General features: G+C 75.1%; 23 protein-coding genes. 8 read left to right on the top strand and 15 right to left on the bottom strand.

Annotated features, from left to right (window positions below; translation table 11 throughout):
- A partial coding sequence (locus FYW95_RS29015; RefSeq protein ID WP_201295048.1) for a peptidoglycan-binding protein occupies positions 1–136 on the top strand: 136 nt, incomplete at its 5' end.
- A 197-nt stretch (positions 137–333) separates the two neighbouring features.
- On the opposite strand, the gene FYW95_RS26025 is transcribed toward FYW95_RS29015, so the two are convergent.
- From FYW95_RS26025 to FYW95_RS26000, 6 genes are all read right to left on the bottom strand, one after another.
- Positions 334–894: a type I-E CRISPR-associated protein Cas6/Cse3/CasE gene (locus tag FYW95_RS26025; protein ID WP_159945032.1), complete on the bottom strand. Its 561-nt coding sequence runs from the start codon at positions 892–894 to the stop codon at positions 334–336.
- A gap of 147 nt (positions 895–1,041) precedes the next feature.
- The gene (locus FYW95_RS26020; protein WP_159945033.1) at positions 1,042–1,332 is read right to left on the bottom strand and encodes a putative antibiotic biosynthesis monooxygenase; all 291 of its coding nucleotides are present in this window, start codon (positions 1,330–1,332) and stop codon (positions 1,042–1,044) included.
- Between the two features lie 50 nt (positions 1,333–1,382).
- A complete protein-coding gene (locus tag FYW95_RS26015) occupies positions 1,383–2,426 on the bottom strand; it encodes a quercetin 2,3-dioxygenase (RefSeq protein ID WP_159945034.1) in 1,044 nt (347 codons plus the stop codon).
- Entirely contained in the window at positions 2,423–3,379 is a 957-nt protein-coding gene (locus FYW95_RS26010) for an alpha/beta hydrolase (protein WP_159945035.1), read from the bottom strand. Before FYW95_RS26010 ends, FYW95_RS26015 begins: the two co-directional genes overlap by 4 nt.
- 75 nt (positions 3,380–3,454) lie before the next feature.
- The gene (locus tag FYW95_RS26005) at positions 3,455–4,318 is read right to left on the bottom strand and encodes a LysR family transcriptional regulator (RefSeq protein WP_159945036.1); all 864 of its coding nucleotides are present in this window, start codon (positions 4,316–4,318) and stop codon (positions 3,455–3,457) included.
- A gap of 102 nt (positions 4,319–4,420) precedes the next feature.
- The gene (locus FYW95_RS26000) at positions 4,421–5,218 is read right to left on the bottom strand and encodes an SDR family oxidoreductase (RefSeq protein WP_370462438.1); all 798 of its coding nucleotides are present in this window, start codon (positions 5,216–5,218) and stop codon (positions 4,421–4,423) included.
- 32 nt (positions 5,219–5,250) lie between these two features.
- Between FYW95_RS26000 and FYW95_RS25995 the strand changes: the two genes are divergently transcribed.
- The 6 genes from FYW95_RS25995 (at position 5,251) to FYW95_RS28750 (ending at position 10,603) form a co-directional block, all read left to right on the top strand.
- Positions 5,251–5,724 (top strand): RrF2 family transcriptional regulator, encoded by a 474-nt coding sequence (locus tag FYW95_RS25995; protein WP_159945037.1) that lies wholly within the window; start codon positions 5,251–5,253, stop codon positions 5,722–5,724.
- A 239-nt stretch (positions 5,725–5,963) separates the two neighbouring features.
- Positions 5,964–6,818, top strand: a complete 855-nt coding sequence (locus tag FYW95_RS25990; RefSeq protein WP_159945038.1) for a helix-turn-helix transcriptional regulator — start codon at positions 5,964–5,966, stop codon at positions 6,816–6,818.
- A gap of 98 nt (positions 6,819–6,916) precedes the next feature.
- On the top strand, positions 6,917–7,687 hold the full coding sequence (locus FYW95_RS25985) for a glucose 1-dehydrogenase (RefSeq protein ID WP_201295046.1): 771 nt from the start codon (positions 6,917–6,919) through the stop codon (positions 7,685–7,687).
- 100 nt (positions 7,688–7,787) lie between these two features.
- Positions 7,788–8,795: a PfkB family carbohydrate kinase gene (locus FYW95_RS25980; protein ID WP_159945039.1), complete on the top strand. Its 1,008-nt coding sequence runs from the start codon at positions 7,788–7,790 to the stop codon at positions 8,793–8,795.
- Between the two features lie 295 nt (positions 8,796–9,090).
- Positions 9,091–10,077, top strand: a complete 987-nt coding sequence (locus tag FYW95_RS25975; RefSeq protein WP_160050949.1) for a glycoside hydrolase family 11 protein — start codon at positions 9,091–9,093, stop codon at positions 10,075–10,077.
- Between the two features lie 103 nt (positions 10,078–10,180).
- A complete protein-coding gene (locus FYW95_RS28750; RefSeq protein WP_370463249.1) occupies positions 10,181–10,603 on the top strand; it encodes a DoxX-like family protein in 423 nt (140 codons plus the stop codon).
- Positions 10,604–10,611: 8 nt separating this feature from the next.
- Here FYW95_RS28750 and FYW95_RS25965 read toward each other — a convergent pair whose 3' ends face one another.
- From FYW95_RS25965 to FYW95_RS25945, 5 genes are read right to left on the bottom strand one after another with little or no spacing between them, the layout of a single operon-like run.
- Positions 10,612–11,838, bottom strand: coding sequence for an MFS transporter (locus FYW95_RS25965; RefSeq protein WP_236572319.1), 1,227 nt, complete (start codon positions 11,836–11,838; stop codon positions 10,612–10,614).
- Entirely contained in the window at positions 11,835–12,659 is an 825-nt protein-coding gene (locus tag FYW95_RS25960; RefSeq protein WP_159945042.1) for an ATP-binding cassette domain-containing protein, read from the bottom strand. Before FYW95_RS25960 ends, FYW95_RS25965 begins: the two co-directional genes overlap by 4 nt.
- Positions 12,656–13,717 carry an ABC transporter ATP-binding protein gene (locus FYW95_RS25955; RefSeq protein WP_160050947.1) on the bottom strand — a complete coding sequence of 354 codons (1,062 nt, stop codon included), beginning with the start codon at positions 13,715–13,717 and terminating at the stop codon, positions 12,656–12,658. The genes FYW95_RS25960 and FYW95_RS25955 overlap by 4 nt, the downstream gene beginning before the upstream one ends.
- Complete coding sequence (locus FYW95_RS25950) at positions 13,714–15,546, bottom strand: ABC transporter permease subunit (protein WP_160050946.1); 1,833 nt, start codon at positions 15,544–15,546, stop codon at positions 13,714–13,716. Before FYW95_RS25950 ends, FYW95_RS25955 begins: the two co-directional genes overlap by 4 nt.
- A complete protein-coding gene (locus FYW95_RS25945) occupies positions 15,546–17,021 on the bottom strand; it encodes an ABC transporter substrate-binding protein (protein WP_159945044.1) in 1,476 nt (491 codons plus the stop codon). Before FYW95_RS25945 ends, FYW95_RS25950 begins: the two co-directional genes overlap by 1 nt.
- 294 nt (positions 17,022–17,315) lie before the next feature.
- On the opposite strand from FYW95_RS25945, the gene FYW95_RS25940 reads away from it, so the two are divergent.
- Complete coding sequence (locus FYW95_RS25940; RefSeq protein ID WP_159945045.1) at positions 17,316–18,614, top strand: ABC transporter substrate-binding protein; 1,299 nt, start codon at positions 17,316–17,318, stop codon at positions 18,612–18,614.
- Positions 18,615–18,699: 85 nt separating this feature from the next.
- On the opposite strand, the gene FYW95_RS28525 is transcribed toward FYW95_RS25940, so the two are convergent.
- The 4 genes from FYW95_RS28525 to FYW95_RS25920 all read right to left on the bottom strand — a co-directional run bounded on the left by FYW95_RS28525 (position 18,700) and on the right by FYW95_RS25920 (position 20,547).
- On the bottom strand, positions 18,700–18,858 hold the full coding sequence (locus FYW95_RS28525) for a hypothetical protein (RefSeq protein ID WP_236568064.1): 159 nt from the start codon (positions 18,856–18,858) through the stop codon (positions 18,700–18,702).
- Positions 18,859–19,154: 296 nt separating this feature from the next.
- Positions 19,155–19,421, bottom strand: coding sequence for a hypothetical protein (locus FYW95_RS25930; RefSeq protein WP_236568065.1), 267 nt, complete (start codon positions 19,419–19,421; stop codon positions 19,155–19,157).
- A complete protein-coding gene (locus FYW95_RS25925) occupies positions 19,418–19,888 on the bottom strand; it encodes a DUF2269 family protein (RefSeq protein ID WP_159945046.1) in 471 nt (156 codons plus the stop codon). Before FYW95_RS25925 ends, FYW95_RS25930 begins: the two co-directional genes overlap by 4 nt.
- Positions 19,885–20,547, bottom strand: a complete 663-nt coding sequence (locus FYW95_RS25920) for a DJ-1/PfpI family protein (protein ID WP_159945047.1) — start codon at positions 20,545–20,547, stop codon at positions 19,885–19,887. Before FYW95_RS25920 ends, FYW95_RS25925 begins: the two co-directional genes overlap by 4 nt.
- Positions 20,548–20,714: the final 167 nt, after the last annotated feature.

Genomic DNA, 20,714 nt, shown 5'->3' with positions numbered 1-20,714 from the left:
GCCCGGCGACCAGTGGTCGGACGTCGACCAGGACGCGTACGCGATGTGGCAGAGGAAGCTGGGCTTCACCGGCGCGGACGCCGACGGCTGGCCCGGGCGCACGACCTGGGACCGGCTCCGCGTCCCCAGGAGCTAGCTTCCGGGGCCCGGCCCATCGTGCGACCCGCGGGCCCGTGGCCCGGACACCGTTCCGGCCACGGGCCGCGCCGTCCCCGGACGGCGCCGGGTCCAGGGGCAGGCGGACGGACAGGGGCACGAACACGCGGCACCGCGTCATCGTTCCGGGGGCACGGTCCGCTCGGGGCTGATGCGCCGGGCGCCCGGCGTGTGACGTCAGTCGGCGGAGGGCGCCAGCGGGCTGACGAGGAGCAGCCCGGCGCCGGTGGCCGTGCCCGCGCCGACACCGTTCAGGCACAGTTCCTGGAGCGCCTCGCTGTCGAGCACCACGGCCTGCCCGGTGAAGTGGTACCGCGCGGGCCTGCCGCCCAGACGCTTCCACCTCGCCTCGGTGAGGTCCACCGCACCCGCGAGCTTGCCCCTGAGCCAGTCCTCGAACTCCTCCTCCGCGAGGGGAACCCGCTTGCCGCGCGAACGCGCCCCCTCCCCCTCCCGCTGCGCGGTGGGTGCCGTGATGAGTTCCCAGCGGACGGTCTCGCCCTCGGGGTGCCGGGGCATCGGGTGGATCACGGCGGAGACCGCGCCGGGGACCTTGCCCCAGGCCGGGGCGGTGTCGGAGCTGACCACCAGCGTGCTCGGCGAGGTGCGCGCCCACAGCACGCGGGCGTCGGACGCGGGGTCGGGGTCGACCGCCCTGCGTACGGCCCGCCCCATGGCCGCCCACTGTTCCATGCCGGTGCTGCGCTCGGGGTCGAGGTGGATACGGGCCAGGTACAAGGAGTTCCCTCCGGGGCGGCCCCGCGGGGCGTGTGGTCGGTCACGGGCTGTCGGGGGTTCCCGCGCCCGCGGTGGAGTTCTCTGGAGTTCTCACTGTATGAGGCGGCGGCACCTGGTCGGCCCGCCTCGGACGCGGAGCGGCCCCGCTCACGGCGCGGAGTCCGGCCCCGGCGGTGCGGCGGCCGGCCGGGCGCCGTCGGACCCGCGCGCGGGCGCGCGGCTCGCGCCCGAGGCGAGCCAGGGGCGGAAGAGGCGGGTCAGAAGCGGTATCACGGCGTAGGTCTGCAGGCTCACCAGCACGAGGGTGAGGACGAGGGTCACCAGCGGCAGGGGCAGGTCGGAGACCACGGGTCCCAGGAGCCACAGCAGCAGGGTGATGAGCGGGTAGACCCCGAGCCAGCTGACCACGGCCTGTTTGTACCGGGGCGGGCGCGTCATGGGTTCCTTTCTGGGGCCCGCCCGCGCGCCGGGCGCGGGCGGGCGTCGGGTCACAGGCCGAGCGCCCTCGTCCGGCGGGGCGGGCCGTCCACGACGACCAGGTCCAGGTCCGGGTTGCCGCGGATGCCGCCCATCACCACGGACGGGTCGATGAGCCCCTCGGTGTACACGTGGTCCTCGGTCGGCACGGAGGTGACGTCGAAGAACGGCTCGAAGACGTCCGAGGTGAGCAGCCCGAGCATCTGCGTGTTGTGCGCGGCGATGGCGAAGCTGTGCACGGTCCCGGCGGGGGCGTGCAGGAAGTCCCCGGAGGTCAGCAGCAGTTCCTGGCCGTTGACCCACAGCCAGATCCGCCCGGACAGGCACAGGAAGGTCTCGGTGTGCTGCCGGTGGAAGTGGCGGACGATGTAGGGCTGGGGCGCGGCGAGCGTGCTCACCGAGAAGTAGCGCCCGCCGGTGTTGCGGCCCCGCGCGGAGTAGGCGTTGACCGCGTCCGGCCAGCCGCGCCGCTCCCCCGTGCGGGAGCGCAGGAAGTAGGCCTCCGCTCCCCGGGGCAGGGTGTCGTCCCAGGCGTCCCCGGCCCGCGCCCGGGGCAGGTCGTGCTCCCGGGCGCCGGGGGGCAGCACCTCCCGGGCCTCCGCGGGGGTGTAGACGTGGCGTTCCACGGGCTCCCCCTCCCCCACGAGGGCGTCCAGGGCTCCGCTGGAGGCGGAGAAGAACAGCATCCGGGACATGTGGCCGAGCATCCGGTAGGCCACCGGGGTGCCCGGCGGTACGTGGACGGAGTCGCCGGGGACCAGGACGCGGCTCTGCCCGGGCAGCCAGAACTGCACGCTGCCCTCGGACACGTGGTAGGAGCGCTGGTGGCCGGGGAGGCTGTGGAAGGGTGTGCCGGCCCCGCGCGGGCCCAGGACGAAGGCGGCGTCGAAGAGCCCGCCGGTGTCCGCGCCGCGGGCGATGACCGTCCACAGCTGCCCGCCGATCTCGAAGCGCAGTCCCTCGCCGCTGGCCAGGTAGTACGGGACCGGCTCGCCGGGCAGGGCGTTGACCACCGGCGCGAGGCCGTGCATGGTCTCCGGGTCGATGCTGGTCATCGGGGCTCTCCTGACGTGGAACCGGTGAGGTGCCGGCGGAGGAAGGCGTCGACGTCGTCGAAGCCGAAGGTCGTCGGCTCGCCCCCGGGAGCGTCCGGGGCGCGGCGTACGGCCGGGGCGGGGCCCTCGTCCGCGAGGCGGCCGTCGTCCATCGCCCGGGCGATCCGGACGTCGAGGCGGCCCGCGGGGTTGAGGAAGCCGTGTTTGTAGCCCTCGACGAGGTAGAGCTCGCTCGGCACCCCGGCGGCGGCCAGGGCCTCGTGCAGGAGTTCGCTCTGCCCGGGGCGGACCAGCGTGTCGGCGGTGCCGTGGGAGATCTGGAACGGCGGGGCGGCGGGGGTCACCCAGGTCAGCGGGCTGGCGTGGCGGGCCAGCTCCGCGCGCTCCGAGGGCGGGCCGCCCAGGAGGCGGGCCTCGGGTGAGGCCGCCGCCCCGCCGGGGGGCGCGGACTCCGCGACCACGGCGGCCAGGTCCACGGGGCCGTAGGATTCGGCGACCGCCTGCACGGAGGGGTCCCCGTCGGTGTCCTCCTCGCCGGGCAGGGCGTCCAGGTGGCCGGTGAGCCCCGCCAGGGCGGCCAGGTGGCCGCCGGCCGAGGCGCCCCACACCGCGACCGCCCGCGGGTCCAGGCCGTACTCCCCGGCTCGGGCGCGCAGGAAGCGGATCGCGGAGCGCACGTCGTGCAGCTGGGCCGGGAAGAGCGCCTGGCCGGAGAGGCGGTACTCGACGCTCGCCACGGCGCAGCCGGTGGCGCGGACGCGGCGGGACAGGTCCGGCGCCAGGGTGCGGTCCCCGGTGAACCAGCCGCCGCCGTGCAGCCAGAGCACCACGGGCACGGGGCGGTCGCCGGAGGCCGGGCGGTACAGGTCGAGGAGGAGGTCACCGCTCTCGCGCCGGGCGAAGACGAGACCGGGGTCGGACCTGACCTCCGGGGGAGGGGAGTCGTGGGACATGCCCTCCATGCTGGGGTGACGCGTCCGACGGGTCCATCGCGAACTCCCGAACGGGCCTTCGGGGGTTCCGGACGGTCACGGCGCGGACCGCTCGCAGAGCCGGACGAACCGTTCCAGCGGGTCCGGGAGGCGGCCCCGGCGCACGTTGAGGAAGGTGGTCATCGGGGAGGCGTCCGTGATCGGGACGAAGCGCACCCCCGGGTGCGCGTAGGTGGCCGCGGCGGAGCACCCCGCGATGTTGACGCCCTGCCCGGCGGCGCACATCTCCAGGACCTCCTCGAAGTTGCGGGCCACCGGGAGCAGGCGCGGCGAGAAACCCCCGGCGGCCACCGAGGAGAACCACCTCTCGGCCGTCTCGTCCTCGGCCGCCACGAAGGTCTCCTCCGCGATCTCCGCGAGGGTCACCGACTCCCGGTCGGCGAGGCGGTGCCCCCGCGAGGTGACCAGGACCCGCTCCTCCTCCCACAGCGGCAGGGACTCGAACCCGGTCGTGCGCTCGATTCCACCGGTGAACGTGCAGTCCACATCGGCCCTGGCCAGGGCCTCGTAGCAGCCCGTGAACCCCAGGTGCCGCACCTGCCAGCGCACCTGCGGCATCTGGTGCGCGGCCTGGGCCATGACCGAGCGGAACCTCGTGCTGGAGACCATGAGGCCGATCCGGACCCGGGGCCGGGAGGCCTCGCCCCGGCCCCAGTCGACGACCTCGTCCATGCTCGTGACCGCGCGTTCGGCCAGGGGCAGCAGTTCACGGCCGTGCCCGGTGAGCTCCACCCCGCGGGAGGTGCGGTCGAAGAGGGGGCGGGACAGGCGCCGTTCCAGGGTCGTGACCTGCTCGCTCAGCGCGGAGGGGCTCAGGTGCAGGCGCGCGGCGGCGCGTCCGAAGTGGAGTTCCCGGGCCACGGCGAGGAAGCACCTGAGGTGGTGGATGGTGAAGTCCATGTCCCTGCCGTCTCCTCGTGGTCCCGTGCCCGGGGCGGACGGCGCCGCTGTCCGCCGTGGTGCCCGTGTGCGGAACGGGCGCCCGGAGGCGGGGCGCGGCGCCTACCCCTGTCGGGCGAGCCACTCGTCGAAGGTGGTCGGTGCCAGGTGCGCGCCCTCACCCGGCAGCAGCACGTCGCCGGCCATCTCCGGTCCGAACGGCCCCGACCAGGTCGGAATGAGCCGCACCTCGCGGCCGCGCGCCTCGTGCGTGCGCCGGGCCATGTCGACGAGGTCCTGTGTCTCGGGCCCGGCGACGTCACGGTACCGCCCCCGGGGCCGGCCCGCCGCCGTCTCGGCCAGGATGTCGGCCACGTCCGCCGGTGCGATCGGCTGGACGAGCAGCGGGGCGATGGTGGCGGCGCCGTCCCGTTCGGTCCAGCCGGCCACCATGGCGGCGAAGTCGTGGAACTGCGTGGCCCGCACGATGGTCCACGGCACGGGCCCCTCCGCGACCAGGCGCTCCTGCTCGCGCTTGCCCGCGTAGTGGGGGTTGCCCTCGACCGCGTCGACTCCGACGATCGACAGCAGGACGTGGTGGCGGACGCCGGCCCGCTCTTCCGCCCCCAGCAGGGTGCGCGTGGTGGTGCCGAAGTAGGCCACCGCCTCGGCCCGGTCGGTACCGGTGTGGTTGACGGCGTCGACGACCGCCTCCACTCCGGTGAGGGCGTCGTCGAGCCCTTGGCCGGTCGTCAGGTCCACGCCGAGCGAGCGGCTGACGCGGACGACCTCGTGCCCGTCCCGTTCGAGGGCGGCGGCGGTCAGGGAGCCGATGTTCCCGGTCGCTCCGGCGACGGCGATGCGCATGTGCTCTTCTCCGTTCACTGCTCCGATGCCGACGGAGACTATCTCGGACTTCATGGATCCGCAATAGCTTCGGTAAGATCGGCCCCATGAAGCTGCCTGTGAGCACCGAGTGGGTCCTGCACTGCGCCACGACGCTGGCCCAGCTCGAACCGGGGGCCACCGCTTCGGCCGCCCAGCTCGCGGCCTACTTCGACCTTCCGGCGGCCTACCTCGCCAAGCAGTTGCAGCCACTGGTCAAAGCGGGCGTGTTCGCCGCGACGACCGGCCCGCGGGGCGGGTTCCGGCTCGCCCGTCCGGCGGCCGAGACGACCATGCTGCAGATCGTCGAGGCGGTCGACGGCGCGTCCCCGCCCTACGAGTGCCGCGAGATCCGCCGACAGGGCAGGGGCGCGCTGCCGCCCGAGGACTGCCAGCACACCTGCGTGCTCGCCGCGAAGATGGCCGAGGCCCACGAGGCGTGGCGGAGCAGCCTCGGCGCGGTCTCCCTCGCCGACCTCATCGCCACCCTGCCCGCCTCCGCCCCGGCCCGCACCCGCGCCCTCCTCGCCGCCATCCGCTGACACCGGCCGGCGGGACCACGCCGCCGCCCGCGGGACCGGGCCCGGGGAGGGGCCCGGCGCGCGGTGGGACCGGGCGTTCGTCCCGTCGCGGGCTGGCACGGGATGACCGCGCGGCCGGTACAGGCGCGAGGAGCCCCTCCCGTGACCGGGTGACCCCTCCACGCGGGCCCCGTGCCCGCCGGTTCAGGAGGGATGGGTCCGTCGCCCGGCGCCCGGAGCGGCCGTGGTTACCATGGCGCATGGCCAGCGAGACCTCCGCCGCGACCCGGAACCGACGAGAGCAGCTCCGCGACTTCCTGCGCACGCGCCGGGCGCGGCTCACACCCGGCGACGTGGGCATGGCCGCCGGGGGCAGGCGCCGGACGCCGGGCCTGCGGCGCGAGGAGGTCGCCGTGCTGGCCGGGGTCGGCGTCTCCTGGTACACGTGGCTCGAACAGGGGCGCGACATCAACGTCTCGGTCGAGGTACTCGACGCGATCAGCGGGGCCCTGCGCCTGACCGAACCCGAGCGCGCGCACCTCTACGCCCTGGCCGGCCTCAATCCGCCGCAGGCCCGCGGGGCGGGCGACTCCCCGGTGACGCCGGAGCTGCGGCACCTGGTCGACGCGTGGGACCCCCGGCCCGCGATACTGCAGGACCGCCACTGGAACCTGCTCTCCCTCAACGACACGGCGCGGACGGCGTTCGGCTACGGCGGCACCGACCGCAACTGCCTGGTCACGTTCTTCACCAGCGCCCGGTACCGCGACCTGCACGTCCACTGGGCGTCAGTCGCCCCGGCCGTCGTCGCCGCGTTCCGGGCCGACATGGCGCGCTTCCCCGACGACCCGGAGTTCGGGCGGCTGGTGGACGGCCTCGCCTCCGTGAGCACCGAGTTCGCCGAGCTGTGGGCGCGCCACGACGTGGGCGACCACACCCAGGCGGTCAAGGCGGTCCGCCACCCCGAGGCCGGTGACCTGGTCTTCGACAAGACGTCCCTGATCGTGGCCGACCACCCGGACTGGCGCCTGGAGCTGTACAACCCGCGCCCCGGGACCGGGACCGGGGACCGGATCGGGCGACTGGCCCGCGTCCGGCTCAGCGCCTCCACCTGACCCCCCACGCCGGGACGCCGCCCGGCGAGCCTGGTGGTGCCACCCCCCGGACAGGTGCGCCCTGTTCGTGCGTCGACCCGGCTGGAACGCTGCATGCCATGGCACACAACATCTCCCGGTTCGGGAACAAGGTCGCGCTCATCACCGGCGGCACGAGCGGCATGGGCCTGGCCACCGCGCGCAGGCTTCTCGACGAGGGCGCGCGGGTGGTCATCAGCGGAAGGGACGGGGACCGCCTGGAGGGCGCGGTCCGGGACCTGGACGGCGGGGACCGCCTCCTCGCGGTACGCGGCGACGCTGCGAGCACCGCCGACCTCGACGCGCTGGCGGCCCTGGTCGGGGAGCGCTTCGGGCACCTGGACGTGGTCTTCGCCAACGCGGGGGTCGCCTCCTTCCAGCCGGTCGGCGACGTCACCGAGGCCGAGTTCGACCGCGTCTCGGGCGTCAACTTCAAGGGGGTCTTCTTCACCGTCCAGAAGCTCCTCCCGCTGCTGGCCGACGGCGCGGCGGTCGTGATCAACGCGTCGTGGACGCTGCACCGGGGCATGGCCGGAGCCTCCCTCTACGCGGCGACCAAGGCGGCCGTGCACAACCTCACGCAAACCCTGGCGGCGGAGCTGGGCCCGCGGGGCGTCCGGGTGAACTCGGTGAGCCCCGGTTACATCGAGACCCCGATGTTCCACGCCGCCGTCCGCGACGAGGCGAAGGACGGACTCGCCGCCGCCGTGGTGTCGGGCCGCCTCGGCACCGCGGACGACGTCGCGGGCGCGGTCGCCTTCCTCGCCTCCGACGAGGCCGCCTACGTCAACGGGCAGGACCTGGTCATCGACGGCGGCCTGGTCGCCACCGTCCCGGTGTCGCCCGTCTGAACGCGTCCGCGGCTCCTCCCGTCCGTGCCCGCCCGGCGTCGTGCGCTCCGGTCGGGCACGGGATGATCGCGTGGCCGGCACAAGCGAAAGGAGCCCTCCCATGACCGGACGACTTCTCCACGTGGGACCCGTGATCATCGACGTCGTGATGGAGGTCGACGCCCTCCCCCGGGCCGGAGAGGGGGTGTTCGCCTCCTCCGCGCGCACCTTGGCCGGGGGCGGTTTCAACGTGATCGCCGCCGCGGCGCGCTCGGGGATGGAGGTGGTCTACGCGGGGGCGCACGGAAGCGGGCCGAACGGCGAACTGGCCCGGGCGGCGCTGCGCGCGGAGGGGGTGTCCGTGGCCCACGCCCCCGACCCGGACGCGGACACCGGTTTCTGCGTGGCCCTGGTCGACGGCGACGCCGAACGGACCTTCGTCACCCGCCTGGGCGCCGAGACGGACCTGTCCCTGGCCCAGCTGAGCACGCTGCGACCCGTGCCGGGGGACTTCGTCTACACCGTCGGCTACTCGCTGCTCCCCGGACCGCGCGCCGATGAACTGCTCACCTGGATCGACGGCCTCCCCGACGGGGTGCGCCTGGTGCTGGACCCCGCGCCTGTGGTGGGCGGTCTCCCGCGGCGGACCCTGGACCGGGCCCTGGCCCGGGTCGACCTGCTCAGCCTCAGCGCGGCGGAGGCCGCCGCCGTGACCGGGCGGGCCGTCCCCGAGGAGGCCGCCGCGCTGCTCGTCCCCCGGGTCCGCCCCCGCGGGGTGGTGGTCGTGCGCGACGCGGCGGACGGCTGCGTGGTGGCCGGGGCCGGAGGCGCTCCCCGCCGGGTTCCGGGCTTTCGCGTGCGCGCCGTGGACACCAACGGAGCGGGCGACACGCACGTGGGCGTGTTCACCGCCGCCCTGGCCCGGGGGGAGGGGCCGGAGGAGTCCGCCCGCCGGGCCAACGCCGCCGCCGCCCTGTCCGTCACCCGCCGCGGTCCGGCCACCTGCCCCACGGCGGAGGAGACGGACGCCCTCCTGGCGGGGCGGGCCCCGGACCGGGTGACCGCGCGGCTCCCCTTCGAAGCGGACTCCGGCAACCGACAGACATCCGAAATTTTTCGGCAACGTTGACCGGACGCCAAGCCGGAAAGCCGAGGCATCCGCACCGTTCTCGCCGAATGCCGAGATGACGACGCATCAAACAGGAGAGAGCACTTCCTTCGTCGGATTAAGTTTGTCGAAATATTCCGGAAATCATTGACAGTCCCCACGGGCAGCCTGACACTGTCACTGTCGGCAGTGTTAACGCGCTGTCAATGGCAGTCACCTGGTGTGATCACATCACCGTGCGGAGACCGCGCGTCGCGCGGCTCCTCCCCGATCGCATCACGCCTCCTACCCCCACCCCCCAGGAGGAGGGCCAGACATGAACGACTCCCCCGCCCGGTCCGGGCGCGGCCGCGCCAGAGCACTGCTCGGCCGCGTCTGCGCCGTCATGACCGCGCTGGTCACCGCGTTGGCGCTGCTGCCCGGCACCGCCAGCGCGGCCATCACGTCCAACCAGACGGGCACCCACAACGGGTACTTCTACTCGTTCTGGACCGACAGCCCCGGCACTGTCTCCATGGAACTGGGCTCCGGCGGCAACTACAGCACCTCGTGGCGCAACACCGGCAACTTCGTGGCCGGTACCGGCTGGAGCACCGGCGGACGCAGGTCCGTGACCTACTCGGCCAGCTTCAACCCGTCCGGCAACTCCTACCTGACCCTCTACGGGTGGACGCGCAACCCGCTCGTGGAGTACTACATCGTCGACAACTGGGGGACCTACCGGCCCACCGGCACCCACATGGGCACGGTCACCACCGACGGCGGCACCTACGACATCTACCGGACGCGGCGGACCAACGCCCCCTCCATCGAGGGCACCCGGAGCTTCGACCAGTACTGGAGCGTGCGCCAGTCCCGGCGTTCGAGCGGAACCATCACCTCCGGCAACCACTTCGACGCCTGGGCCCGCGCCGGGATGAACCTGGGCAGCCACGACTACATGATCATGGCCACCGAGGGCTACCAGAGCAGCGGCAGCTCCAACGTCACCCTGGGTTCCTCCGGCGGCGGTGGCGGAGGCGGAGGCGGCGGAGGCGGCGGCTGCACCGCGACGCTGTCCGCCGGGCAGCAGTGGAGCGACCGCTACAACCTCAGCGTCGCGGTCAGCGGCTCCAGCAACTGGACCGTGACCATGAACGTGCCCTCCCCCGCCAGGATCAGCGCCACGTGGAACGTCAGCGCCAGCTACCCCAGCTCCCAGGTGCTGACCGCCCGGCCCAACGGCAACGGCAACAACTGGGGTGTGACCATCCAGCACAACGGGAACTGGACCTGGCCCACCGTCTCCTGCAGCGCGAACTGACCCCGCGCGCCCGCGGCGCGGCGGCCGGAGCCGCCGCGCCGCACCACCGCCGAGCACCGCGCGGACCCCGTCGCCCACCCCGGACACGGCCCGCTCGGAACGGGTGGTTGCAGGGCGGTACGCCCCCGCCCCCAAGGGCCCGTACCCCCGCCCCGGCCGTGGCCGTCCCCCCGGTCTGGTGCTACGAGGGCCTGTGGTGCGAGGTCCGGCCCGGACGTGCCGGCCACCGGGCGATCATCGCCGACCTACCGCTGCCGGCCGACACCTGGGTCCCCCCGTCCTGGTCGCGATCGGCCTGGCGGAGGCCGCGATCGGCGTGTGGGTGCTGTCCGGCCGGTGGCCGTACGCGGCGGCGGCCGTGCAGACGGCCCCGATCGGGGTGTTCAACCTGGGCGGACTGCTGGTCTCCCCCGCCGCCCTCGACGAACCCGGTCGGATGCTGACCGCCAACCTCGCGATCGTCGCACTGGCCTGGGCCGTCGCCGGACGGCACGCCGCCGGACACCCCGCCGGAGCCCGGCGGTGAGCCCGCCCTCACGTGCGGTCCCGCGGCACCAGGGCAGCCGCGGCGAGCGGCACCAGGGCCAGCAGGAGCCAGGGAAGCGGGCCGCCCGCGTCGAGGACCGCCCCGGCGGGGACGCTGCCCGCGAGCACCACCAGCCCCGACAGCGAGGACAGCGTCCCCGTGAACAGCCCCAGGTGGCGGTCCGGGACCAGGTCGGGGGTCCAGGCGCGCACCGTCGGCACGATGAGGACCTGCCCCAGCGTCAGGAGGGTGACGAAGACGAGGGAGGGCAGGAGCCCGCCCAGGGCGCCGAGCGGCATGAGCGCGGCGGCCAGGGTGAAGCCCGCCGCGACCAGCGCCAGCCCCCACACCAGGGTCGCGCGCCGGGACAGCCGGGCCGAGGCCCGCTCCAGCAGGGGGAACTGCGCGGCGACGTAGAGCACCGAGGCCCACGCGAGCAGCCAGCCCAGCGCCGTCTGGGAGCCGGTGGCCCGTTCCACCTCCGCGGGCAGGGCCAGGTAGAGCTGGTTGTAGGCCAGCAGGTAGCCGCTGTAGGCCAGGGACAGCGTCAGGAACCGGCGGTGGCCGAGCAGCAGCCGCAGTCCCTCCCCCGGGCCCGTCCCCTCCTTCCGGACGGCGGCCCCGGGCGGGCGCCTCGGCATCAGCCGCAGGTGCGCGGCCCACACGAGGACGAAGACCCCGGCCCCGACCAGGCAGGACACCCGGAATCCGCCGAGCAGCAGCAGCGCGCCCAGCGGCGGGCCGATGAGCGTGCCCGCCTGCCCCGCCACGGAGAACAGCGCGAGCACGCGGGTGCGGGACACTCCGGTGTCCCGCTCGTGCCGCACGGCCTGGCGCACGATCTCCGTCTCGACCGCCGGGGAGAACAGCGCGGCGGCGAAGCCGGTGAGCAGGACGGCGGCGACGACCGACCAGGTGTCCTGGGCGAAGCCGAGCCAGCCGAACCCGGCCACGCGCAGCGCGCAGCCGGTCAGCACGACCGGGCGGGCGCCGTACCGGTCGGTGAGCGTGCCGCCCACCACGAACAGGCCCTGCTGGCTGAAGGTGCGCAGGCCCAGCACCAGGCCGACCAGCCACCCGGCCAGGCCGAGTGCGCCGCCCAGGTGGGCGGCGAGGTAGGGCAGGACGGCGAAGAACCCGATGTTGAACGCGCACTGCGATCCGACGAGGAGCAGGGGCAGCGGGCCTAGGCCGCGCAGCCGGTACGGCGCCCCCGCCGTGCGCGGTGCGCTCACGAGGCCGCGGGCAGGGTCCGGCGGCGGGGCGTGCCCGGATGCGGCGGCACCGCCTCCAGCAGTTCGCGCGTGTGGGGGTGTTCGGGATGGGAGCAGACCCGGCGAGCGGGACCGCTCTCCACCACGCGCCCCCGGCGCATCACCGCGACGCGGTGGGCGACGTGCCGCACCAGCGCGAGGTCGTGGCAGATGAGCAGGTAGCCCAGTCCGCGTTCGTCCTGCAGGCGGGTGAGCAGGTTGACCACTCCGGCGCGCACCGAGGGGTCCAGGGCCGAGACCGGCTCGTCCAGCACCAGCAGCCGCGGTTCGCAGGCCAGCGCGCGGGCGATCCCCACGCGCTGGCACTGGCCGCCGGACAGCTCGTGCGGCAGCCGGTCGCCGTGCGCGGGGTCCAGGCCCACCCGCTCCAGCAGCTCCGCCACCCGGTCCGGTCCGGTGGCGCGGTCCCAGCGCCCGTGCAGGCGCAGGGGTTCGGCCACGGCGTCGCGGACGCGCAGCCGGGGGCTGAGCGAACCGTAGGGGTCCTGGAGGACCGGTTGGAACGCGGGGCGCAGGGCGCGCAGCCGTGCCGGGGTTATGGCGGTCAGGTCCTGTCCCTCGAAGCGCACCGATCCGGCGTCGGGGCGGCGCAGGCCGAGCACGGCCGCGGCGGTGCTGGACTTGCCGCACCCCGACTCCCCGACCAGGGCGAGCGTCTCCCCCGCGCGGACGTCGAGGCTCACCCCGTCGACGGCGGTCACGGGCGCGTCCCGCCGGGTGCGCCCGGGGTAGCGCACCACGAGGTCGCGCACCTCCAGCAGCGGCGGAGCGGGGTCGGTCATGCGGGTCCTCTCTCTACTGTGGCGCCGGGTGCTCGGCGCGGCGTGCCCGTGTACAGGGAGTGCGCGGGGTCGGGCAGGTCCCGCCAGCGGTGGCAGGACACCAGCCTGCCGGGGTCGCCCGCGGGGACCGGGGAGGGCTCGAGGGTGCGGCAGTCCCCCTCGGCCAGGGGGCAGCGCGGCGCGAAGGCGCAGCCCCGGGGGAGGTGCCCCGGGGCGGGGGGCGATCCCGCGATGGCGGGGAGCAGGCGGTCGGCGGGCCCCCCGGGCGCGGCCGTCTCGGGCGGAAGGGCGGCGAGCAGCCCGGCGGTGTAGGGCGAGCGCGGGTCGCGGAGCACGTGCTCGACCGGGCCGGACTCGGCGTGGCGCCCGGCGTAGAGGACCGCCACCCGGTCCGCGTGGCCGCCGACGACGCCCAGGTCGTGGGTGATGAGGACGAGCGCGGTCCCGGTCTCCTCGCCCAGTCCGCACAGCAGTTCCAGGATCCGCGCCTGCACGGGCGGGTCCAGGGCGGTGGTCGGCTCGTCGGCGAAGACGAGCGCGGGCTCGTTGACCGTGGCCATGGCGATGACCGCGCGCTGGCGCATGCCGCCGGAGAGCTCGTGGGGGTAGGCGTGCGCGCGCCGGGCGGCGTCGGGGATGCCGACCCGGTCCAGGGCCCGCACCGCCCGCCGCCGGGCCTGGGCCCGGCTCATCCGGTGCACGGAGCGCAGGGCGCGCACCAGCTGCCCGCCGACGGTGTGGACGGGGCTGAGCACGGCGAGCGCGTCCTGGGGGACCAGGGACATCCGCCGTCCGCGCAGGGACCGCAGGAGCCGGGGCGGGGCGCCGACGAGTTCCCGGCCGTCCAGCCGGACGCTGCCGGTGACGGTCGCGCCGTGGGGCGCCAGGCCCAGGACGGTCCGGGCGGTCAGGGACTTCCCGGCCCCCGACTCCCCCACGAGGGCGAGCACCTCGCCGGGGCGCACGTCGAAGGACAGGCCGCGCAGGGCCTGGACCCGCTCGGTCCCGGGTGTCCTCAGGGTGACCCGCAGGTCGCGGACGCTCAGCAGGGCGGTCATCGGGGGCTTCCTTCCGGTGTGCGCGCCTCCGATGCGCGCGTGCGCCGTCGCGGGCTCCGCGGTGGGCGCGCCCGGGACGGGAGCGTGGACGAGGAGACCGCGAAGGCGGCCAGCAGCAGGAGCATGGCGGCGGGGGCCAGGGCGGCCAGGGGCGCGCGTTCCACGTAGGGCAGGGACTCGGACAGGCTCAGCCCCCACTCGGCGGACGGGGGCTGGGCTCCCAGCCCGAGGAAGCCGAGCGAGGCCAGGGCCAGTGCGGTGCCGGGCAGCCGCAGCACGGCGTTCCTGGTCACGGGGCCCAGCACGGAGGGCAGCACGTGCCGCAGCAGGATCCACCGCGGCCCGGAGCCCAGGGCCCGCTGGGCGGTCAGGTAGGCGGCCGCGCGCGTCTCCTGGACCAGCGCGGCCGTGTGCGCGGCGAGCGGGGGCCAGGAGACCAGGGCCACGGCCACCGCCGCGCCGAGGGGGCCGGGCCCGGCGACGGCGGCCACCAGGATCCCGGCGATCACCGGGGGCAGGGCGTTGGCCATCTCGGCCGCCCCGGCCGACAGCACCGGGAGGAACCCCACCAGCAGCGCGACCGCCAGGCTGACCAGGCACACCAGCCCGGCGGTGCCGACGGTGGCCAGGGCGCCGTGGCCGAGCCGGGCCAGCACGTCGCGGCCGACGGCGTCGGTGCCCAGGGGGTGGGCCCAGGAGGGCGCGGCCAGGCGCTCGGCCACCCGGACGGTCATGGCGTCCCGGGTCAGGCCCCACACCGACACCGTGAGGAGCAGGGCCGCGCACACGGCGGGCACCGTGCGGCGCACGGGCCCGGCTGGGGCGGTGGGCGGCGGGGACAGGGCCAGGGCGGCGTCGCGCAGCCCGGGGCCCAGCAGCCAGCGGCGCGCGGCCTGGGCGGCGGTTCCGGCGGCGGTGCCCAGGAGCACCAGGCCCAGCACCGACCCCTGGAGCAGCGGCAGGTCCTGGGACTGGGCGGCGCCCAGGGCGGTGCGGCCGATCCCGGGAACGGCGAACACCGTCTCCACCGCGACCGCGCCCCCGGTCAGGCCGACCACGACCATGCCGAACTGGGGGATCAGCGCGGGGGTGGCCCGGCGCAGCGCGGCCGCCGCGACCAGGCCGGGCGAGCAGCCCGAGGCCGCCCACAGCCCGACCCAGCGTTCGGCGAGGACGGCGGGCAGCGCGTCGTCGAGCAGCCGCCCCAGCAGTCCGCCCGCGGGCAGGCCCAGGGCCAGGGACGGGAGGACCAGGTGCACCGGGCCCTGCCAGCCGTAGGGCGGCAGCCAGCCCAGCCAGACCGAGAGCGCCACCATGAGCAGGACCGCGACCAGGAACTCGGGCAGGGCCGTGAGTGTCGCGGCGAGGGCCCCGCTGCCCGACCCGCCCGGGCGCAGCGTGCCGCGCGCCCCGCGCACCAGGGTGGGGGCGCACAGCGCGGCGGCGGTGGCCAGGGCGACGGCGAGCGCGGCCGCCATCAGCAGGAGCGAGACGCCCATGGCCGAGGCGACCCCGGGCAGGACGGGCGCGTCGGAGACCCAGGAGCGGCCCAGGTCGCCGCGCAGCGCCCCGCCGAACCAGCGGGCGAGCATGGGCACGGGGCCGTCGGCCAGCCCCAGGTCCTCGCGGACGGCGTCCAGGACCTCGGGGGTGGGCTCCTGCTCGGCGGAGCGGGCGCGCAGCACGGACAGCGCGGGGTCGCGTCCGGACAGCCAGGGCAGGAGGCCGACGACGACGGTGACCAGGGCCAGCGCGGCGACCCGGGAGACCAGGGGCGGCAGCCACCGGGCGTTCCGGGCGCCGCGCGGGGCGGCGGGGGCGGGACCCACTACTCCACCCTGGTCCGGGCGGTGACGAGCAGGCGCTCGCGCGGGTCCTTGGCCGAGTCGGAGACGCGGGCGGAGTCGCCCTGGATGACGCGCTCGTGCAGCATGGGGATGGCGGCGTCGGTGGCCAGCACCGCCGCCTCGGCGGCCAGGATCGCGGCGCGGCGCTCGTCCCCGGTCGGCGCCCGCTCGGCCTCGGCCAGGGCCGCGTCCACCTCCTCGTCGCACAGCTGGGCGATGTTGAAGGAGCCCTCGCAGGAGAAGTCGCTCATCATGTAGGCGGCGGGGTCCCCGGAGTCGAGCACGGTGGCCCGGGAGAGGATGAACGCGTCGAACTCGCCGTTCAGGGCGTCCTCCTCGATGTTGGCGTACTCGCGCACCACCTGTTCGACCTCGAACCCGGCCTCCTCCAGCTGCTGCTCCAGGACGGTCGCCACCTCGGGCAGTTCGGCGCGGTCGGTGAAGGTGGCCAGGGTGATGGCGGCGCCGCCGGGGCCGGCGGCCTTCGTGGGGTCCGTGCGCTCGGAGCGTTCGGAGGCCCACGGCAGGGCCGGGCCCAGGAGCCCCTCGGCCACGTCGGCGCGCCCCTCGTAGACCCCCTCCACCAGCTCGTCGCGGTCGAGGGTCTCGCGGACGGCGGCGCGCAGGCCGGGATCGGTGAAGGGTCCGTCCTGGGTGTTGAGGTAGAGGGTGTTGGTGCGCGGCATGGGCACCTCGGTGACGGTGCCCGGGTCCAGGAGGGCGGCCTGGGAGGTGGGCACGGCCTCGACGATGTCGGCCTCACCCGTGCGCAGGGCGGCGGCGCGCGCGGTGCCGTCGGGGACGAAGGAGACGTCGATGCCCGCGGCCAGGGCCGGTTCGCCCCAGTAGCCGTCGTAGCGGTCCAGGCGCGCGGAGGTGGTGCCGTTGACCTCGACGAGCTCGAAGGGGCCCGAGCCGGTGCCGACGGGGTTGACCGATCCGCCCTCGTAGGCGCTCTCGGCGAGGATCGACAGCTGGGGCGAGGACAGGCGCTGGGGGACGAGGGGGTCCTCCTCTGCGGTGGTGACGGTGAGGGTCTCCCCCTCGGCCTCCACCCCGATTTCCACCCCGTCGAGGATGCGCGGCTTGGGCGAGGCCCCCGCCGCGTACTCCAGCGCGTGGGCGGCCACGGCGGCGGTCAGTTCGGTGCCGTCGTGGAAGGTGACACCCTCGCGGACGGTGAAGGTCCAGGTGGCCTCGTCCACGCGGGTCCACCCGGTGGCCAGGCCCGGCTGGGGGTCGCCGACCTCGTCGAGGGTGACGAGGGTTTCGGCGGTACTCCACCGGGAGAGCTTGAACGCGTCGTCGGTGAGCGGGGAGAGGGCCGATCTCGGCGGTTGCATCATCGCCACCGCGATCCGTCCGTCCCCAGCGCCCTCCTCGGCGGCGGGAAGGCAGGCGGTCATCAGGAGGGCCGCGGCCGCACAGGCGGCGGGAGCTGTCTTGCGCAGGTACACGGAGGTTCTTCCAGGTCGGGGAGATGGCCGCGGGGGGACACGGCGTACCGAAAGAGCATATGATAACCATTTTCATTACCAAACCCCTCCCCCTGCCGACGCGAGCCAACTCCCGAGCCCGAGCGACGCACCCTCACACGATCCCCGAAACTTTCGGCATTCCTTTCCGCCGTCAACCTGGAGTGAAAAGCCCTCTTGACGGACATCGCCCCGCGACCTAGCGTCGTTCTTCTCGAAATAGAGCCGTTTATCTTTCGAAAACTTTCGAACCCCCCACGAAAGAACACACCAGACATGACCAGCACCTTCCGGGCGCGCGCGCTCGGCGCCGCTTCCCTGGCACTGACCGTGTCCCTGACCGCCGGCTGCGCGGCCTCCGAGGCCGACGGCGCGGACGGCACCCTCCGGGTGTGGGTCCTGGAGGACGGCGCGGTGAACGCCGTCGTCGAGGAGGCGATCGCCTCCTACAACACCTCCTCCGACCTCCCCGCCGAACTCGTCACCTACGTCAACGACTCCTACAAGGAGACGCTCCAGGTCACCCTCGGCTCGCCCAACGCACCCGACGTGTTCTTCAACTGGGGCGGCGGCAACCTGGCGCAGTACGCGCGGGAGGGCCGGGTCGTCGACCTGACCCAGACCCTGGAGGCCCACCCGGAGTTCCGCGACGCCTTCCTGCCCAGCGTGCTCGACGTCGCCCGGATCGACGGCGCCTACCACGGGGTGCCGATGCTCGGCGTGCAGCCCGTCGTCCTCTTCCACAACCGGGCCGTCCTGGCGGAGGCGGGCGTCGAGCCGCCCGGGACCTACGAGGAGCTGCTGGCGGCGGTCGACGCCCTCAAGGACCGCGGGGTCATCCCCGTCGCGCTGCCCGGGGCCCAGGGCTGGACCGAGCTGATGTGGCTGTCCTACCTGGTGGAGCGGATCGGCGGGCCCGGGGTCTTCCAGGCCGTCCTCGACGGCGAGGAGGGCGCCTGGAGCGACCCGGCGATGATCCGGGCCATGGAGATGTGCCAGGAGCTGTCCGCGCGCGGCGCCTTCGGCACCGACTTCGGCTCCCTCGACTACGACAGCGGCAGCGCCTCGGCCCTGCTCGCCTCCGGCGAGGCGGCGATGTTCCTCATGGGCAGCTGGGACATCTCCCGGCAGCAGAGCAGCGACCCCGGGTTCCTGGAGAGCGGCGACCTCGGCTACACCGCCTTCCCCCTCGTGGAGGGCGGGGAGGGCGACCCCGCAGCGGTCGTCGGCAACCCCAGCAACTACTTCTCCGTCAACGCCGACAGCCCGCGCGCCGACGCCGCGATCGACTTCCTCGTCGAGACCGTGGCCTCCGACGACTACGTGGACGGGCTCATCGGGGCCGGTCAGGTGCCCGCCGTCCAGGGCATCGAGGACCGGCTGCGCGAGAGCGAGCACGCCGACTTCGCCACCTTCACCCACGAACTGGTCTCCGAGGCGCCGAGCTTCACCCAGTCCTGGGACCAAGCGCTCTCCCCCGACGCCGCGCAGGCCCTGCTGACCAACCTGCAACTGCTCTTCCTCGGCGAGATCTCCCCCGAGGACTTCGCCCTGGACATGGAGGGGCGCCTGTGACCACCCCCGGCACACCGTCGGCCGCCGCCCGCGGTCCGTTCCGGTCTCCCCCACGGACCGCGGTCTCACCTGACCCGGCCGCGGCTCACCCGGCCAGGTGCAGGGCGAGCGTGCCGACCGCCAGGGCCAGGTCCAGCCCGTAGGAGAACAGGTCGCCCACCCCCCGTTCGGAGCGGGCGCGGTCGGTGAGGTCGGCGGCGTCGCGGGTCCAGGCGCGGAAGCGGCCGCGATCGGCGTAGGGCACCCGAGCAGTTCGCGGATGACCAGGATCGGCAGCGGTACGGCCAGCGCGGCGTTGAGGTCGGCCGGCCGGGGCCCCGTTCCAGGCCGTTCAGGAGGTCGGCGGTCAGCTCCTCCCCCCGGGGGCGGACGCGCGCACCCGTCCCGGGGTGAAGTGGGGGCGCAGCAGGGAGCGCCACCGGGCGCGGTCGGCCTTCCCGGTGGCGGACTCGCCCTGGGGCCCGCCGAACAGGGCGGGCTCCCCCGCGCGGGCCGCGCGGGCGGGGTCGGGGCCGCCCGCGGCTGATCCGCCCGGTCCGGTCAGCCGCGGGCGGCGGAGGCGGTCCGGATCGACCGCGCCGCGAGCAGGCCGCCCACCCCGGGGACCAGGGCCAGCAGCCGGGAGCGCGCGGGCGCCCCGGGCACGAGCAGGGTGAGGACGAAGGCCGTGGCGTAGGCCAGGCCGTGCACCGGGCCCAGGGCGGACCCCACCGCGTCGATCCGGAACACGGCCAGGTTGAGGAGCATTCCGGCGAGCGTGCCGAACTCCAGCGCCCCGGTCACCCGCAGGGCCGCGAACACGCTCACACCCCCGTGGTGGAGCCGGGGCGGACGATCATCAGGACAACGACGACCGCCCACAGCAGGTTGAAGACACCCGTGGTCATCGCCAGCCGTCCCGCCAGCGACCGGGCCGGGGGCGCGGGCGGCACGGAGTCGGCACAGGCGACGACCCGCCGCTGGGTGGGCAGCACGACACCGCCGACGACGGCCGCGGCGGCCGCCGTGAGCACGACGGAGACCAGCAGCCAGGGGTCGGTGAGCACCCCCATGGAGGCCCCCGTGGCGGCTCCGGCGACGGGGACCAGGATTCCGATCACGGCGTAGACCCGGCAGGTGCGGTACAGGACGCGCGCCGTGGTGGCCGCGGACCGGTCCCCGGGGTCGGCGGCGAGCGCGCGCACGTACCGGGGGAAGACGCTCGCGGCGACGGTGACGGGGCCGATCGCGACGATGGCCAGGATGACGTGGACGCTGAGGAGGAACGCGCTCATGCCCGCACCGACCCCCCGCGTGCGTCGGTGCGGCGCCAGACGGTCCCGCGCCGCTCGAACTCGAACAGGCCCTCGACGCCGAGGGCGGCCCGGGGCCCGACCTCGCGGTCGAGCAGGTGCAGTGCCAGGTCGATGCCGGAGGTCACCCCTCCGGCGCTGACCAGGTCGCCGTCGTCCACGACCCGGGCGGACGGGACGGTCACGCCCGCGGCGCTCAGGGCGTCGTTTCCCGCGGTGTGGGTGACGGCGGTGCGTCCCGTGAGCAGGCCCGCCATGGCCAGCACGAGGGAACCGCCGCAGACGGTGGCGACCGTGACACCCGGGGCGCCCAGGGCCCGGCGGACCAGCGGGACGAGGTCGCCCCGCGCCGCCCGCGCCAGCAGTTCGGGGACGCTGGGCCGCTCCGCTCCGGGTTCCTCCGCCAGGGGGCCCGCGGCTCCGGGCACGAGGACGACGCCGGGGCGCTCGGGGTCCAGGGCCGAGGCCGCGTCCAGGGAGAGGGCCGCGTGCCCGCTCCCGACCCGGCGCGGCCCCTCGGCGCTGACGAACTCCACCGTCACGGCGCCGCCGGTCAGCTGCGCTCCGGCCGCGAGGACCTCGAAGGGCCCCACCGCGTCCAGGGGGTCGAAGCCGTCGAAGAGGACGATCTGTACGTGCATGCGTGCGCTCCTGGGAATCTCGGCCGTCGGTACGGCAACCCCTCGAGGCTAGGAACGGCGCCCGGCCCGTACCAGTGGCCAGAAAGACACGTACCGCCGGAAAAATGCCACACGCCGTAGGGCCGAAAGAATCCGCCTCCCACCGCTCCCCGGCGACCGTCCTCCCC

This window comes from Nocardiopsis sp. FR4, from assembly GCF_009830945.1.
Taxonomy (GTDB): Bacteria; Actinomycetota; Actinomycetes; order Streptosporangiales; family Streptosporangiaceae; genus Nocardiopsis.
This window is presented reverse-complemented; position numbering and strand designations above follow the sequence as displayed.

What these genes read in the sequence shown, in the direction of transcription:
- FYW95_RS25920 (WP_159945047.1), bottom strand. Translation starts at nt 20,547, where the DNA reads ATGCACGTACAGATCGTCCTCTTCGACGGCTTCGACCCCCTGGACGCG.
- FYW95_RS25975 (WP_160050949.1), top strand. Translation starts at nt 9,091, where the DNA reads ATGAACGACTCCCCCGCCCGGTCCGGGCGCGGCCGCGCCAGAGCACTG.
- FYW95_RS25960 (WP_159945042.1), bottom strand. Translation starts at nt 12,659, where the DNA reads ATGACCGACCCCGCTCCGCCGCTGCTGGAGGTGCGCGACCTCGTGGTG.
- FYW95_RS26000 (WP_370462438.1), bottom strand. Translation starts at nt 5,218, where the DNA reads ATGAAGTCCGAGATAGTCTCCGTCGGCATCGGAGCAGTGAACGGAGAA.
- FYW95_RS26010 (WP_159945035.1), bottom strand. Translation starts at nt 3,379, where the DNA reads ATGTCCCACGACTCCCCTCCCCCGGAGGTCAGGTCCGACCCCGGTCTC.
- FYW95_RS25955 (WP_160050947.1), bottom strand. Translation starts at nt 13,717, where the DNA reads ATGACCGCCCTGCTGAGCGTCCGCGACCTGCGGGTCACCCTGAGGACA.
- FYW95_RS25925 (WP_159945046.1), bottom strand. Translation starts at nt 19,888, where the DNA reads ATGAGCGCGTTCCTCCTCAGCGTCCACGTCATCCTGGCCATCGTCGCG.
- FYW95_RS26020 (WP_159945033.1), bottom strand. Translation starts at nt 1,332, where the DNA reads ATGACGCGCCCGCCCCGGTACAAACAGGCCGTGGTCAGCTGGCTCGGG.
- FYW95_RS25990 (WP_159945038.1), top strand. Translation starts at nt 5,964, where the DNA reads ATGGCCAGCGAGACCTCCGCCGCGACCCGGAACCGACGAGAGCAGCTC.
- FYW95_RS25980 (WP_159945039.1), top strand. Translation starts at nt 7,788, where the DNA reads ATGACCGGACGACTTCTCCACGTGGGACCCGTGATCATCGACGTCGTG.
- FYW95_RS25985 (WP_201295046.1), top strand. Translation starts at nt 6,917, where the DNA reads ATGGCACACAACATCTCCCGGTTCGGGAACAAGGTCGCGCTCATCACC.
- FYW95_RS26015 (WP_159945034.1), bottom strand. Translation starts at nt 2,426, where the DNA reads ATGACCAGCATCGACCCGGAGACCATGCACGGCCTCGCGCCGGTGGTC.
- FYW95_RS25995 (WP_159945037.1), top strand. Translation starts at nt 5,251, where the DNA reads ATGAAGCTGCCTGTGAGCACCGAGTGGGTCCTGCACTGCGCCACGACG.
- FYW95_RS25940 (WP_159945045.1), top strand. Translation starts at nt 17,316, where the DNA reads ATGACCAGCACCTTCCGGGCGCGCGCGCTCGGCGCCGCTTCCCTGGCA.
- FYW95_RS26005 (WP_159945036.1), bottom strand. Translation starts at nt 4,318, where the DNA reads ATGGACTTCACCATCCACCACCTCAGGTGCTTCCTCGCCGTGGCCCGG.